The following is a 15,020-nucleotide window of genomic DNA, read 5'->3' on the forward strand; positions in this document are numbered from 1 at the left end:
AAGGATGACAATAATGGAATTCTTTCTTGAACCATTTAGCTATAACTTTATGCTTAAAGCCATTTGGGTTAGTAGCATTGTTGGGGCTTCTTGTGCTTTTTTATCAGCGTTTCTTATGTTGAAAGGTTGGTCATTAATGGGCGATGCATTATCCCATTCGGTGGTCCCTGGTGTTGCAGGTGCTTATGCGCTGGGTTTACCTTATTCGATCGGCGCTTTTTTTACAGGATTACTTGCTGCCTTATCTATAACTTTCGTCCGCGCCCTTACTCGCTTAAAGGAAGATGCCATTATTGGCTTTATTTTCTCGACTTTTTTTGCAATTGGACTATTAATTATTTCACTAAATCCAACTTCAGTTAATGCCCAAACGATTATTTTTGGGAATATTTTAGGCATTGATGATAGTGATATGTGGCAGGTACAGATTATTATTTTGGTTTCTTTAATTTTGTTATTATTTTTTTGGAAAGATCTGTTAGTGGTATTTTTTGACGAAATCCATGCACGCTCAATAGGTCTAAAGCCATTACATCTCAAAATTCTTTTTTTCACTATTTTAAGTGCTTGTACCGTCGCAGCCTTGCAAACCGTTGGAGCGATTTTGGTGATTGCTATGGTAGTCACTCCCGGAGCAACAGCCTATTTGCTTACTAATCGATTTTCTAAACTGTTAATGATTTCCGTCGTAATTGGTGCGTCAACCAGCGCCATTGGGGCTTATTTTAGTTACTTTTTGAATGGTGAAACAGGCGGTGTTATTGTCACGCTACAAACTTTGGTTTTCCTAATGGTATTTTTGTTTGCACCAAAACAAGGTTTAATATCAAACCGTTTACGAATAAGGCAAAGCCGTTTGAATAACGGGGGAAATCTATGATAGATATATTGGAATATCTTTATTACCCTTTTACTCTTCCTCTTATGCAACGTGCTATTTTAGCTGCACTTTCAACAGGTATTGTTTGTGCGCTTCTTTCATGTTTTTTGGTATTAAAAGGCTGGTCTTTAATGGGAGATGCAATATCGCATGCCGTATTACCTGGCATTGTGCTTGCCTATTTAGCTGGTATTCCAATTATCCTCGGTGCATTTGCATCGGGATTATTGTGCTCAGTTGCCACTGGCTATATTAAAGAAAATAGCCGGATAAAAGAAGATACAGTAATGGGAATTGTGTTTTCGGGAATGTTTGCGTTCGGATTAGTGTTGTTTTCAAAAGTAGATACATCACAGCATTTAAATCATATCTTATTTGGCAGCGTGCTCGGTACCAGTTATGATGATTTAAAACAAATTATATTAATTGCAGCGATAATATCAACAATAATAATCATTAAGCGTCGTGATCTACTTCTGTATTGTTTCGATCCAGTACAAGCCAAAGTTGTCGGTTTATCTGTAAAATTATTACATTATGGTTTACTTTGTGTTTTGGCTTTAACTATCGTCAGCTCTTTAAAAACGGCTGGAGTGATATTAGTGATTGCAATGCTGATAGCACCTGGTATTATTGCATTTTCGTTGACTAAATGTTTTGAAAAAATGCTGTTGATAGCAGTAATTGTTTCGATATTTGCAACGGTTGTCGGTACGCTCATTAGTTTTTACTTTGACGCATCGTCCAGTGCGTGTATTGTAATTTTGCAAGCTGTTATCTTTCTTGCAGTACAAGTCTGCCAATTTATTGTAAGAAAAAATATAACGCATTAATTAAGAATACATTATCTATAGCGTGAGTATAAGTGTGCTCACGCTACCTTTCTGATAATCGGCAATTATTCATCATCCATATATTTACTGGAATCGGCATAATTATCAAATCGAGAAAATTGACCTTGGAATTTTAAGCGAACTTTACCAATTGGTCCGTTTCTCTGTTTACCTAATATAATTTCAGCAATCCCTTTATGTTCAGATGCTTCATTATAAACTTCGTCACGATAAATAAACATAATTACGTCAGCATCTTGTTCAATGGATCCCGATTCACGTAAATCTGAATTAACTGGTCGTTTATCCGCTCGTTGTTCTAAACTACGGTTTAGCTGTGATAGCGCTACTACTGGTATTTGTAACTCTTTTGCTAACGCTTTTAATGAGCGAGAAATTTCGGCAATTTCTAAAGTTCGGTTTTCAGAAATATTGGGTACACGCATCAACTGTAAATAATCGACCATAATCATACTTAAACCTTTATGTTCACGATAAATACGTCTAGCCCGTGAACGCAATTCCATTGGTGTTAAACCTGATGAATCATCAATATAAATATTTTTCTTTTCGAGTAAAAGTCCCATCGTGCTCGAGATTCTTGCCCAGTCATCATCTTGCAATTGTCCTGTTCGAATACGTGTTTGATCAACCCGCGATAATGAGGCAAGCATACGCATCATTATCTGTTCAGAGGGCATCTCTAAACTGAATATTAATACAGGTTTTTCTTGCGTCATTGCCGCATTTTCGCATAAGTTCATTGCAAATGTGGTTTTACCCATTGATGGTCTGGCAGCAATGATGATTAAGTCTGAACTTTGTAACCCAGCGGTTTTTTTATCTAAATCAATATAACCTGTTGAAACACCTGTCACACCGTCATGTGGACGTTGAAATAGTTCTTCAATTTTAGCAACCGTTGCTTCAAGCACTTCAGTAATGCTTTTAGGACCATCGCCCTGCTTTGTTCGACTTTCAGCAATTTGAAAGATTTTACTTTCTGCTAAATCTAATATTTCAGTACTGTCTCGACCTTCTGTAGCATAACAATTATCTGCGATTTCATTTGAAGCACTGATTAATTCGCGCAAAATCGCCTGTTGTCGAATAATCTCACTATAAGCAACCACATTAATCGCACTTGGCGTATTTTTAGAAAGCTCAGCTAAGTAAGCAAATCCCCCCACATCCGTTAATAGATCTTTGCTTTCTAAGCTTTCTGATAAAGTAATTAAATCTATCGGTGTACCTTTGCTTATCAGCGAATGCATTTCAGAAAAAATCAGTTGATGATGGCGCGAATAAAAATCGCGATCCATAATCATTTCAGCAACCGTATCCCAACGTTGATTATCAAGCATCAAACTACCAAGCACAGCTTGTTCTGCCTCAATTGAATGCGGAGGCATCTTGATGTTATGTAGATTTGATTTTTTCGCCTCTTGATTTCTTGAATTTCTGTTTAAGCTTGTTTCATCTTTGTTCATTACGTTCATCTTTTTAATCTAATTCATCATTAAGCTTATTGGCTTACGCTAAAAATAATGGTCCTAATGCGAGATTAGGTATTTGATACTCACTAGGATAATCCACTTGTACTAAATATAAACCTTCAGGTTTTGCTGTTGCTGCTGCTTGAGTCCTGTCTTTTACGCGTAGAAGTTCATCAATCCATTTTGGTGGTTTATTGCCTACCCCAACTTCAAGTAAACTACCTACTATATTGCGAACCATATGGTGAACAAATGCATTCGCTTTGATATCAACGAGGATATACTCACCCTTCCTTATTACTTCAATATGATGAACATTTCTCCAAGGTGTTCGTGATTGACATTGTGCCGCTCTAAATGATGAAAAATCATTTTCACCTAATAGATATTGTGCAGCTTGATTCATCAATGTCTCATTTAAAGGTAAATAATAGTGCGATACACCTTTAGCTAAAATTGCTGGGCGATAACGGTTATTATAAATGATATAACGATAACGCCGAGCTGTTGCGCTAAACCGAGCATGGAAACTATCATCGACAACTTGAGACCAGCGAACAGCGATATTTACCGGTAAATGTGCATTGACCCCCATTGTCCAAGCTGTTTGGGATCGTCTAGCTTGGGTTTCAAAATGCACTACTTGTCCTGTCGCATGCACACCAGCATCAGTCCGACCTGCGCAAAACAAATTGATGGGTTCATTTGCGACAATCGACAAGGCTGATTCTAATTTTGCTTGGATAGAATCAACCGATTGCTGACGCTGCCACCCAAAATAGCCACTGCCATCATACTCAATTCCTAATGCAATTTTAGAGGTAGTCATTAATTAAGATCTCAAGGGTCTCAATCAACATTAATGCCCCTAAATAACGGACATTGTCAGCTACTGACCAAAATTGAATTTGTTCATAATGCCCATAACTGTGTCGTAAATTAGCCAATTTAATTGTTAACTGAGATTCGGATTCAGGGCTAACTTCTGTTACTGGTGTTGGTAAGTTATCTTCATGTACTTCAACACCATATTCACCAAATCGCGCCATATCCAATTCAATAGGTAAACTGCTCGATACATTAATTGCTTGGGCAAGCCCATAAAATACTGGTACCACAACAGATTCGATCGATACAGGTAAATCATAATTATTAAGGACTTTGCGAATTTGGTTAATTTGTGATTTTTCACCTAATGCCATATCATCACGTTCATGTGATATTGGTAATAAATTAAAAGCCAATTGTTTATCAAATAACGCATTATCAACTGGCATGCCATTAAGCAAACGTGCACTTTGCCCTGCTAATTCATCAACACCAGGCTTACCATAGAGTGATGCTGGGATAAAACTGGTTGCATGTAAGTTAGTGAGTAAGTCAGTATCGGTTAACGATGCCACACAACGCAATAACTGGCATACTGTTGCGCTTGCTACAGCAACAATATTATCATTACGATATTCAGTTAACACATTATTATTCACTTTTGGCACAATTAAAGGAATATGATCTTGAGTCGCAAAATAACCACTGGCATCAATAACAACACAACCAGAATCAGTCACTACTTGTGCATATTTTTCACTGGTCTCAGCCCCAGCAACAAAAAAGGCAAAATGACACTGACTCCAATCCATTTGTGCACCATCAATAACAGTTAAGTTTTTACCCGCAAAGCGAACAATTTCACCCGCGCTGTTATCACTTCCAACTAAATAAAGATTTTCAATTTGTAAATTATGTTTTTGTGCCTCGTCTGTTTGAACACAATGTTGTTGTAACAATTCAATTAGCGCAGAACCGACTTGTCCTGTCGCACCGACAATAGCAATATTCCATGCAGACATATTTAATAACCCAAATAAAAAAGTTTAGTGGTAATTATATCACTATATCGTAAATATAGCGGTAAAAGATATTTTGCCATGATATTGGCATTTGTTCTCGTTAGCCTCGTTCATATAAAAGGAATTGATTAGACTTGATTTTTAGAAAAACTTAACATTCGTTTTTAATTATTTTTTTATTATCTCTAATAAATTTTTTGGAATATTGATCGACAAAAAAGATCTTTTCCAGTTACTAATTGAATAATCATCGCTAAATTAGACAATTATAAAACACATTCAAAATCATCTATTATGGCAAAAAAAACATTATCCACCATTGCTAAACAAGCCAATTTATCCATTGCTTCCGTGTCGAGAGTTTTAAAAAAACCGCATTTAACTTCTCCCATAACACAATCGAAAGTTTATCAAGCTATTGAAGAGCTCAATATTGATATTCATAAAAATTTTAAATCACGTAATGATCATCATGATAGTAATAAAATATTGGTACTCGACAATCAATTTATTACAAGAACACACATTAACTTTGGTTTAGAGCAAACATTGACTAAAGCGGGTTTTGTAACTTTTTACTTTCGTTTTCCCTATCATACGAGACAAGATATTCATTATCTAATTAAATATATTAGTCAACATTCTTTTGCGGGTATTTTAGTCATTAATGACGCACCTTATTTGCAGGAGCTGGAAAAGTTTAAAAAAGTTTTACCGCCTATTGTTTTAATTAATCACTTTTCCCTCAACTTTATATGTGTTCATTTTGATCATTTAGTAATTGGACATCAAATAACCCAATATTTATTAAGTAATTCTCATACTAAAATTGCGGTTCTATATAATGACAAAAATAAAGCCAGTTCGACGCTTTTCTTACAAGGTTATAAACAAGCTTTGTTAAGAGCAAATTTAATCGTTAACAAAGACTATCTTATTGAAGATTGTTTTACTTATGAGCATGGCAAAGCAGCAGTTAAACAATTAATTAATAGTAATAGTCCTCCTACTGCTGTTATCTGTTGTGATCATATCAATCTAAATTATTTAGATGAACAATGTCAAAAATCAGAGTTTTTTTCAACACATTATAATGTCATTTTAGGTGCATTACATCAGGCTAAGGAAAGTGAAATTCAATTGCCTAAACCGCTTACAATAACGTACCTTAGCCACTCAACAGATAGACAATATAATGAATTAGATAAACTAAGTCGAATTAATAAACCCCTGTATAAAATGGGGCAAGAAGCAGCAACATTGCTTTGCCACTATATATTAAATAAATTGGCATCAACTAAACATTACCATATTATTGATACTGAGGCATTTTTTTATTAAAAATTCAAACCATACCGTGTTAATATAATTCAATATAGTCTATTAATTCGATAAAGCATTATTAAACATTACGAAGTTGATATTAAGCGTTTTGGCGATAATTTATTAAACAGCTGTATACCTGCTCCAATGAATTGTTCATCTTGATAGATTCTTACCAATGTTTCGACTGGTATACAATTATCAAGTTCAATTGTTCGCCCCAGTAAAATATCATTACCTTGAGCATGCGTCAGTATCACTTTTGGACAATCTTGTAATGGGCTATCAACAGCCATTAAGAATTGTTCTTTATCGATCATATCTTCTAATGTTTCTAATGTGACCATATTTTCAATAGGATAATTGGATACTTGTAAACGTCTTAAATAAATAACATGTGCACCACAACCAAGACGTTCACCCAAATCATCAACAATGGTGCGAATATAAGTTCCTTTTGAACAATGTATCTCTAACGTCAATTCATTTTTTTTATCATCAAATTGAATAAATTGATTTTTATATACAGTGATAGGCCTAGCTTGGCGTTCAATCACAATACCTTGACGAGCATATTCATAAAGTGGCTTACCTTGATGTTTTAATGCTGAAAACATGGTTGGTACTTGTAAAATATCACCACGAAAATGCGTCAAAGCTTGATTAATTTGTAATTCGGATACCTCAACAGGTCTGGTACACACAATCTGACCATCTGCATCAGAAGTGTCCGTTCGTTCACCAAGTTTAGCAATAACACGATAACACTTGTCAGAATCTAACAAGTATTGAGAAAATTTGGTTGCTTCACCAAAGCAAATTGGTAACATTCCCGTTGCTAATGGATCAAGCGCTCCGGTATGTCCTGCTTTTTTTGCTTTAAACAGTCGTTTTACTTTTTGCAGTGCATCGTTTGACGTCAGACCTTGTGGTTTATCTAGCAATAAAACGCCGTGAAGATCACGGCGAGTTTTTTTTATGTTTATCATCTTTTTATACTGAAACGTATAGTTAACCTGAAACTTCTTTACAAAAAATTAGAAGTTATTTTTAAAATTAATCTTTATGACGCTCGTTGTCTTGCTTAATAACATTAGTTACTAAATTAGACATATGCATACCTTTAACCAGAGACTCATCATAAAAGAATTTAATCTCAGGAATAATACGTAAGCTCATGGCTTTACCGATTAAAGTACGAATGTAGCCTTTAGCATCATTAAGCACTTTTAAACCCTGTTCAATAACTCGCGGATCTTCATCATTTAAAAAAGTCACAAAAACTTTAGCATAGGAAAGATCGCGTGAAATATCTACCCCAGAAACCGTCACCATACCTAAACGAGGATCTTTGATTTCCCGTTGTAAGATGATTGCAATTTCTTTTTGTAATTCATGTCCGACTCGAGATGAACGATTAAATGCTTTTGCCATATCTATTTTCCTTTAAATATAAATAAGCAAGGTCTAAACCTTGCTTATGAAAGACAGCGAAATGACTAAATCGTACGTTTGATTTCAATAGTTTCAAAGACTTCAATAGCATCGCCAACACGAACATCATTATAGTTACGTACACCAATACCACATTCCATACCATTACGAACTTCGTTAACATCATCTTTAAAGCGACGTAATGATTCAAGTTCGCCTTCATAGATAACCACGTTATCACGTAATACACGAATTGGGTTATGACGCTTAACCACACCTTCAGTTACCATACAGCCAGCAATCGCACCAAATTTTGGTGATTTAAAGACGTCACGTACTTCGGCAAGACCAATGATCTCTTGTTTGTACTCAGGTGCAAGCATACCACTCATTGCTTGTTTCACTTCATCAATGAGATCATATATTACTGAATAGTAGCGTAGATCTAAGTTTTCTGTTTCAATAACTTTACGTGCAGATGCATCAGCACGTACATTAAAGCCTAAAATAATTGCATTAGATGCTGCTGCAAGTGATGCATCAGTTTCAGTAATACCACCTACACCTGAACCAATAATTTTAACTTTAACTTCATCTGTTGATAGTTTAAGTAATGAATCAGAAATTGCTTCAACTGAACCTTGAACATCGGCTTTTAAAACAATATTAAGTTCAGATACATCACCCTCAGTCATGTTGGTAAACATGTTTTCAAGTTTCGCTTTTTGTTGACGAGCTAATTTCACATCACGGAATTTACCTTGTCGATAAAGCGCAACTTCACGCGCTTTCTTTTCATCACGAACAACGGTTGCTTCATCACCTGCTGATGGCACACCAGATAGACCGAGAATCTCAACTGGAATAGATGGACCAGCTTCGGTCACTTCTTTACCTAATTCGTTACGCATTGCACGAATTCGACCATACTCAAATCCACAAAGTACTATATCACCTTTATGTAACGTACCTGATTGAACCAGTACAGTAGCAACAGAACCACGACCTTTATCGAGGAATGATTCAATAACTACACCACTTGCCATTCCAGTCTCGTAGGCAGTTAATTCAAGAACTTCAGCTTGTAATAAGATTGCTTCAAGTAGTTGGTCGATGCCTGTACCTGCTTTAGCCGAAACATGAACAAACTGAGTATCCCCCCCCAATCTTCTGACATAACGCCATATTGGGCCAGTTCACCTTTTACGCGCTCAGGATCGGCTTCTGGTTTATCAATTTTATTTACAGCAACAACAATTGGCACATTCGCAGCTTTAGCATGCTGAATAGCCTCAATAGTTTGTGGCATCACACCATCATCAGCTGCAACGACAAGCACCACAATATCGGTCGCTTTCGCACCACGGGCACGCATTGAAGTAAATGCCGCATGACCTGGAGTATCTAAGAAAGTGATTTCACCATTTGCGGTTTTAACATGGTAAGCACCGATATGCTGAGTTATACCACCTGCTTCGCCTGATGCGACCTTCGCTTTACGAATATAATCAAGTAACGATGTTTTGCCGTGGTCAACGTGCCCCATAATGGTCACAACTGGAGCTCGTGCAACCTTTTCTGCTCCAGTATCACGATCGCTCATAAGCGATTCTTCAAGCTCATTTTCACGACGAAGCACAACTTTATGTCCCATTTCTTCAGCAACAAGCTGAGCGGTTTCTTGATCGATAACTTGGTTAATGGTTGCCATTGCGCCCATCTTCATCATGGTTTTAATGACTTCTGAACCTTTAACAGCCATTTTATTGGCTAATTCAGCAACCGTAATCGTTTCACCAATCACAACATCACGATTAACCGCTTGCACTGGTTTATTAAAGCTTTGTTGCAATGCACTTTTACCTTTCTTTTTATGACCACTTCGAGTAACTGCACGCGCTTCTTCACGTTCAGCTTTGCCTTCAGAAAGTTTACTGCCTTTTTTCTGTTTAGTTTGTTTAGCGTTGCGACCACGCCCACGAGCGCTTTCGACTTCACGATCAGTATCATCTTCAGCCGCTCTCGCATATTTTGAAGTCGTCACGTGATAATCTTCATCATCCGGATTATCACTCACTTCAGTATCACTATATTGTTCGGCTAATTTACGTGCTTCTTCTGCCATACGTTTAGCATCTTCTTCAAGTTTACGACGATTTTCTTCTTCTGCTTTTCGTTTAATTTCGTTAGCTTCGGCTTCTAAACGTGCTTTCTCTTCCTGTGCTTTTTTCACTTTAGGATCCACTGGGTGTGCTTGTTCAATTTTAGCTACTTGCTTAGTTTTTTCTTCTTCAGCCTGAGCTTGGGCCTGAATTTCAGCTTGCTTTTTCGCTTCTTCTTCACGTTTTCTGGCTTCTTCTGCGGCTGCTAATTTTTCTTTTTCTTCCGCTTCGTTACGTGCTTTCATTTCAGTTTCTTGTTTAATTTTTTCAGCTTCAAGACGAGCTTTCTCTTGCTGTGCTACGACTTCAGCAGGATCACGCTTGACAAAAGTACGTTTTTTACGGACTTCTACTTTAATTTCTTTGCTTTTACCACCAGCACTTGACACATTCAAAGTTGAATGGGTTTTACGTTGCAACGTTAATTTAGTCGGACCTTGCTGAGGATTTAAATGAGCAAGCAAAGCTTCTTTTTCCTTTTGTGTAACAGTATCTGATGCTGTTTTTTTAATGCCCGCATCGGCAAACTGTTGCAAAAGTGTTTGCACTGGAGTGTTTATCTCTTGAGCCAGTGTTTCGATTGATACTTTGGTCATGTATTACTTTCCCTCAATTATTCATTTGCAAACCAACAAATATTACGTGCAGCCATAATAAAATCGCCAGCTTGTTTGCTTGTTAAACCCTCAATATCGGCTAGATCGTCGGTACCTTGTTCAGCTAAATCTTCCAAAGTAGTTACGTCATGTTGTGCTAATTGATAGGCCAATTCTTGTGTCATACCCGCCAAATCTAATAAATCCTGAGCAGGTCTTTTATCACCACTAGTAGCTAATGCCATTGTGGTTAATGCATCCTTTGCTCGGCTTCTTAATGCTTCAACGAGTTCTTCATTGAGTTCTTCAATTTCAAGTAATTCATCAACTGGTACATAAGCAAGCTCTTCCAGTGAAGTAAAGCCTTCTTCAACTAACAGTTGTGCAAGATCTTCTTCAATATCTAAATGCTTCATGAAATTACTAATTGAAGCAAAAGATTCTGCATGATGTTTTTCTTGTAAATCTTCGGTACTCATAACATTTAATGTCCAACCCGTAAGTTGGGATGCTAAACGAATGTTTTGCCCATTTCGACCAATTGCCTGTGGCAACGTATCGGCATTCACGGCGACATCCATAGTATGCTTATCTTCATCAACAACGATTGACACCACATCTGCAGGCGCCATAGCGTTAATTACGTATTGTGCTGGATTATCATCCCACAAAACAATATCGATTCGCTCACCACCAAATTCATTTGATACCGCTTGAACTCGTGCACCACGCATACCGACACAAGCACCCACTGGATCAATACGACGGTCATTACTGCTCACTGCAATTTTTGCGCGCGATCCTGGATCACGAGCAACTCCTTTAATATCAATCATCTCTTCACCAATTTCTGGCACTTCGATACGGAATAATTCTTCCATCATCTCAGGGTTAGAGCGACTAATACAAAGTTGTGCTGGTTTATTATCTTGTTCAACGAGGTATAAAATACCACGAACACGGTCACCAATGCGAAAATTTTCACGTGGTAACATATCATGACGTAACATCATTGCATCAGCATTATTCCCTAAATCAAGAATAACACTATCACGGTTGGTTTTCTTAACAATACCGGTTACTATTTCACCAATGCGATTTCTAAACATGTCAATGACCATGGCTCGCTCAGCTTCACGTACTTTTTGTACGATAACTTGTTTAGCTGTTTGGGTAGTAATACGGTCAAATGCTACTGATTCGATCTGCTCTTGAACATAATCACCCAATTGTACTGATGGATCTTCGTATTGTGCTGCTTCTAATGTTATTTCTTTCGTTGGTTGAGTAACATCACTCACAACATGCCAACGACGAAATGTGTCATAATCACCTGTTTTATGGTCGATTTTTACAATAACGTCAATATCCACATTCTGTTTCTTTTTCGTGGCTGTTGCTAATGCTGTTTCTAACGCTTCAAAAATTTTGTCACGCGTTAGTGCTTTTTCATTTGATACTGCTTCAACAACAGCTAAAATTTCTTTATTCATCCTTTACACCCGTACTCTATTTAAGGTTAAAATTAGGTACTATGTTTGCTTTCTGTATATTAGTAAAAGCAAACACTTCATCATTATCTTCCACCGTTAATGTAATCATCTCATTATCAATGGATTTTATCCGACCTTTCCACTTGCGACGATTTGCAACAGGAATACGTAAACTAACAGTGACTTCTTCACCAATAAAACGTTGATAATGTTCAAGCGTAAACAGAGGTCTATCCATACCAGGAGATGAAACTTCAAGATTGTAGGCGTCTTTGATAGGGTCTTCAACATCAAGTACTGCGCTAATTTGTCGGCTTACATCAGCACAATCATCAACAGTTATACCGTTTTCACTATCTATATAAACTCGTAACACTGGGTAACGGCCACGAATGTATTCAACGCCAACTAACTCAAAGCCAAGTGCACTTACTGGTTCTTGAATGATATCAGTTAATTGCTGTTCTATATTAGCCAAACAAACCTCCACTGCAGAAAATAAAAAAGGGCATATAGCCCAACATTCTTTTTAAACTTACGCTTAAAATCACAACACGAAAAAAAACCTCGACATGCGAGGCTACATTTAAAAAACTCATTATAATGAAGCCACTTGAGTTGAACTTTCATGCAATAAAAGGGTTGATTGATTTATGGATGAAAATTTAAGTGGTTGCGGGGGCTGGATTTGAACCAACGACCTTCGGGTTATGAGCCCGACGAGCTACCAAGCTGCTCCACCCCGCGATAGATGACTGAGAATTATACTTCTTTTTGGATAAAATGCAACTTAAAATCACGCTAGTTTTATCAATTCTGCTTAAAGTTTATAAAAATAACCTACTACAACTTGGCTTATGCATTTAGATAAATTAAGCATAATTGGTTACCTCATATTGGTATAAAAAACCTATTTTAAAGTTTATTATACCAATGTGCGTTCATTAAATAATGATTACTTGATTGTCGCCTGTTTCATGATTTTAACAAAGTGAGCTAATTCGCTTAGCATTTTGTCTGTGTTATTCAGATTATGTTCAATAATTTTTACCGTAGCGGAACCAGCAATAGCCCCAGCAGCACCAGATTTAATGGCTTCACTCACTTGCAACGGTTCTGAGATACCAAATCCTTGAATCGCTGGCGGCGCGCCGTACTGAGTCAATTTTTGGATTAAATGCGTTAAAGGTTTATTGGCGCGATTTTCAATACCGGTTACACCAGCACGTGACACAAGATAGGTGTAACCTTTACCCAATTCAGCTATTTTTTTAATAACTTCGTCATCAGCATTTGGTGGGCAAATAAAGATTGGCGCAATCTTATATTTTTCTGCATGTTTGGTAAATTCTTGTGCATACTCAACCGGTAAATCAGCAATTAATACTGAATCTACGCCTGCTTTTGCACATTTCGCATAGAAGTTATCAATACCATTTTTAAAAACTAAATTAGCATAGATGAGTAAGCCAATAGGAATATCAGTATGATAGTTTCTAATTTGAGTTAATATTTCAAAACATTTTTCAACACTAATACCACCTTTAAAAGCGCGAATATTCGCATTTTGAATGGTTGGTCCATCGGCCATAGGGTCAGAAAACGGAATACCCAGCTCTAATGCATCCGCACCAGCATCAATTAAAGTTTGTATTATTTGTAAAGAGAGTTCTGGATTAGGATCCCCAACAGGAACAAAAGGAACAAATGCGCCCCGCTTTTCTTGATTTAATTTATCAAATAATTTTTGATAACGGTTCATTCAATTTCTCCTTTTGCTTTTAAAATATCATAAACAGTAAAGATATCTTTATCTCCGCGGCCCGATAGATTGACAATCAACAGCTGTTCTTTATTAGGATTTTCTTTGATCATCTTTAGTGCATAAGCTAAAGCATGCGATGATTCTAACGCAGGAATAATACCCTCATGACGCGACAACGCTTTAAAGGCATCTAACGCTTCATCATCGGTAATCGAAACATATTGCGCACGTCCGATACTATCTAAATAAGCATGTTGAGGTCCAACCGATGGAAAATCAAGGCCCGCTGATATCGAATACGACTCTTCAATTTGTCCTTCATCAGTTTGCATCATTGGCGATTTCATACCAAAGTAGATACCCAATTTACCATGTTTTAATGATGCACCATGTTCACCGCTTTCAATGCCGTGTCCACCCGGTTCAACACCAATTAAGCGTACTGATTTTTCTTCAATAAAATTCGCAAACATCCCAATTGCATTAGATCCACCGCCAACACAAGCAATCACGGCATCAGGCAAACGTCCTTCTTTTTCTAATATTTGCTGTTTGGCTTCGCGGCTAATCATCTGCTGAAATTCACGTACAATAGTCGGGAAAGGATGTGGACCTGCTGCGGTACCTAGCATATAGTGAGCTTTTTCATAACTTCCTGACCAGTCACGCAGTGCCTCGTTACAAGCATCTTTCAAGGTAGCTGAACCTGTTTCAACCGGAATCACAGTCGCCCCCATTAAACGCATTCTAAACACATTAGGCGCTTGCCGTTTAACATCTTTTGCGCCCATATAAATACGGCATTTTAAGCCAAGTAACGCACAGGCCAGTGCTGATGCAACGCCATGCTGCCCTGCACCGGTTTCGGCAATAATTTCGGTTTTGCCCATACGTTTGGCAAGTAACGCTTGCCCTAATACTTGATTGGTCTTATGCGCACCGCCATGTACAAGATCTTCACGTTTTAAATAGAGTTTCGTTTTAGTACCTGCAGTTAAGTTTTTACATAAAGTAAGCGCAGTTGGTCGACCGGCATAATTGACTAATAAATCATTAAACTCTTTTTGAAAGCTCGGGTCATGGATTGCTGCAATAAAAGCATCCTCAAGTTGCTCAAGCACCGGCATCAATATTTGAGGGACATACTGCCCACCAAACTCACCAAAATAAGGATTTAATTTTGACATA

Annotated in this window: 14 protein-coding genes and 1 tRNA gene; 3 read left to right on the forward strand and 12 right to left on the reverse strand. The window is 37.3% G+C overall.

Annotated features, from left to right (window positions below; genetic code table 11):
* The first annotated feature begins 10 nt into the window (after positions 1–10).
* Positions 11–880 (forward strand): metal ABC transporter permease, encoded by an 870-nt coding sequence (locus J4T76_RS01475; protein WP_416380578.1) that lies wholly within the window; start codon positions 11–13, stop codon positions 878–880.
* On the forward strand, positions 877–1,713 hold the full coding sequence (locus tag J4T76_RS01480) for a metal ABC transporter permease (RefSeq protein ID WP_267339364.1): 837 nt from the start codon (positions 877–879) through the stop codon (positions 1,711–1,713). The genes J4T76_RS01475 and J4T76_RS01480 overlap by 4 nt, the downstream gene beginning before the upstream one ends.
* 65 nt (positions 1,714–1,778) lie before the next feature.
* On the opposite strand, the gene dnaB is transcribed toward J4T76_RS01480, so the two are convergent.
* From dnaB to J4T76_RS01495, 3 genes are read right to left on the reverse strand one after another with little or no spacing between them, the layout of a single operon-like run.
* Positions 1,779–3,203 (reverse strand): replicative DNA helicase, encoded by a 1,425-nt coding sequence (dnaB, locus tag J4T76_RS01485; protein ID WP_267339365.1) that lies wholly within the window; start codon positions 3,201–3,203, stop codon positions 1,779–1,781.
* Positions 3,204–3,246: 43 nt separating this feature from the next.
* Positions 3,247–4,038, reverse strand: a complete 792-nt coding sequence (gene truA, locus J4T76_RS01490) for a tRNA pseudouridine(38-40) synthase TruA (RefSeq protein ID WP_267339366.1) — start codon at positions 4,036–4,038, stop codon at positions 3,247–3,249.
* Positions 4,025–5,059 carry an aspartate-semialdehyde dehydrogenase gene (locus J4T76_RS01495; protein WP_267339367.1) on the reverse strand — a complete coding sequence of 345 codons (1,035 nt, stop codon included), beginning with the start codon at positions 5,057–5,059 and terminating at the stop codon, positions 4,025–4,027. Before J4T76_RS01495 ends, truA begins: the two co-directional genes overlap by 14 nt.
* A 294-nt stretch (positions 5,060–5,353) precedes the next feature.
* Here J4T76_RS01495 and J4T76_RS01500 point away from each other — a divergent pair, with 294 nt between their 5' ends.
* Positions 5,354–6,400 (forward strand): LacI family DNA-binding transcriptional regulator, encoded by a 1,047-nt coding sequence (locus J4T76_RS01500; protein ID WP_267339368.1) that lies wholly within the window; start codon positions 5,354–5,356, stop codon positions 6,398–6,400.
* Between the two features lie 68 nt (positions 6,401–6,468).
* On the opposite strand, the gene truB is transcribed toward J4T76_RS01500, so the two are convergent.
* The 9 genes from truB to trpB all read right to left on the reverse strand — a co-directional run bounded on the left by truB (position 6,469) and on the right by trpB (position 15,019).
* Positions 6,469–7,371, reverse strand: coding sequence for a tRNA pseudouridine(55) synthase TruB (truB, locus tag J4T76_RS01505; protein ID WP_267354431.1), 903 nt, complete (start codon positions 7,369–7,371; stop codon positions 6,469–6,471).
* A 67-nt stretch (positions 7,372–7,438) separates the two neighbouring features.
* Positions 7,439–7,816 carry a 30S ribosome-binding factor RbfA gene (gene rbfA, locus J4T76_RS01510; protein ID WP_267339370.1) on the reverse strand — a complete coding sequence of 126 codons (378 nt, stop codon included), beginning with the start codon at positions 7,814–7,816 and terminating at the stop codon, positions 7,439–7,441.
* A 65-nt stretch (positions 7,817–7,881) separates the two neighbouring features.
* Positions 7,882–8,982 (reverse strand): translation initiation factor IF-2, encoded by a 1,101-nt coding sequence (infB, locus tag J4T76_RS11795; protein ID WP_274460504.1) that lies wholly within the window; start codon positions 8,980–8,982, stop codon positions 7,882–7,884.
* Positions 8,880–10,574: a translation initiation factor IF-2 N-terminal domain-containing protein gene (locus J4T76_RS11800; RefSeq protein WP_274460505.1), complete on the reverse strand. Its 1,695-nt coding sequence runs from the start codon at positions 10,572–10,574 to the stop codon at positions 8,880–8,882. Before J4T76_RS11800 ends, infB begins: the two co-directional genes overlap by 103 nt.
* A 17-nt stretch (positions 10,575–10,591) precedes the next feature.
* A complete protein-coding gene (nusA, locus tag J4T76_RS01525) occupies positions 10,592–12,067 on the reverse strand; it encodes a transcription termination factor NusA (protein WP_267339372.1) in 1,476 nt (491 codons plus the stop codon).
* 16 nt (positions 12,068–12,083) lie between these two features.
* Positions 12,084–12,545, reverse strand: a complete 462-nt coding sequence (rimP, locus tag J4T76_RS01530; protein ID WP_267339373.1) for a ribosome maturation factor RimP — start codon at positions 12,543–12,545, stop codon at positions 12,084–12,086.
* Positions 12,546–12,737: 192 nt separating this feature from the next.
* Positions 12,738–12,814, reverse strand: a tRNA-Met gene (locus J4T76_RS01535).
* Positions 12,815–13,022: 208 nt separating this feature from the next.
* Positions 13,023–13,829 (reverse strand): tryptophan synthase subunit alpha, encoded by an 807-nt coding sequence (trpA, locus tag J4T76_RS01540; protein WP_267339374.1) that lies wholly within the window; start codon positions 13,827–13,829, stop codon positions 13,023–13,025.
* Positions 13,826–15,019 (reverse strand): tryptophan synthase subunit beta, encoded by a 1,194-nt coding sequence (gene trpB, locus J4T76_RS01545; protein ID WP_267355704.1) that lies wholly within the window; start codon positions 15,017–15,019, stop codon positions 13,826–13,828. The genes trpA and trpB overlap by 4 nt, the downstream gene beginning before the upstream one ends.
* Position 15,020 lies beyond the last annotated feature (1 nt).

This window comes from Gilliamella sp. B3022 (assembly GCF_028751545.1).
Taxonomy (GTDB): domain Bacteria; phylum Pseudomonadota; class Gammaproteobacteria; order Enterobacterales; family Orbaceae; genus Gilliamella.

Excerpts from the sequence above, each read along its gene's own strand:
- J4T76_RS01480 (WP_267339364.1), top strand. The coding sequence starts at position 877 with ATGATAGATATATTGGAATATCTTTATTACCCTTTTACTCTTCCTCTT.
- dnaB (WP_267339365.1), bottom strand. The coding sequence starts at position 3,203 with ATGAACAAAGATGAAACAAGCTTAAACAGAAATTCAAGAAATCAAGAG.
- truA (WP_267339366.1), bottom strand. The coding sequence starts at position 4,038 with ATGACTACCTCTAAAATTGCATTAGGAATTGAGTATGATGGCAGTGGC.
- J4T76_RS01495 (WP_267339367.1), bottom strand. The coding sequence starts at position 5,059 with ATGTCTGCATGGAATATTGCTATTGTCGGTGCGACAGGACAAGTCGGT.
- J4T76_RS01500 (WP_267339368.1), top strand. The coding sequence starts at position 5,354 with ATGGCAAAAAAAACATTATCCACCATTGCTAAACAAGCCAATTTATCC.
- truB (WP_267354431.1), bottom strand. The coding sequence starts at position 7,371 with ATGATAAACATAAAAAAAACTCGCCGTGATCTTCACGGCGTTTTATTG.
- rbfA (WP_267339370.1), bottom strand. The coding sequence starts at position 7,816 with ATGGCAAAAGCATTTAATCGTTCATCTCGAGTCGGACATGAATTACAA.
- J4T76_RS11800 (WP_274460505.1), bottom strand. The coding sequence starts at position 10,574 with ATGACCAAAGTATCAATCGAAACACTGGCTCAAGAGATAAACACTCCA.
- nusA (WP_267339372.1), bottom strand. The coding sequence starts at position 12,067 with ATGAATAAAGAAATTTTAGCTGTTGTTGAAGCAGTATCAAATGAAAAA.
- trpA (WP_267339374.1), bottom strand. The coding sequence starts at position 13,829 with ATGAACCGTTATCAAAAATTATTTGATAAATTAAATCAAGAAAAGCGG.
- trpB (WP_267355704.1), bottom strand. The coding sequence starts at position 15,019 with ATGTCAAAATTAAATCCTTATTTTGGTGAGTTTGGTGGGCAGTATGTC.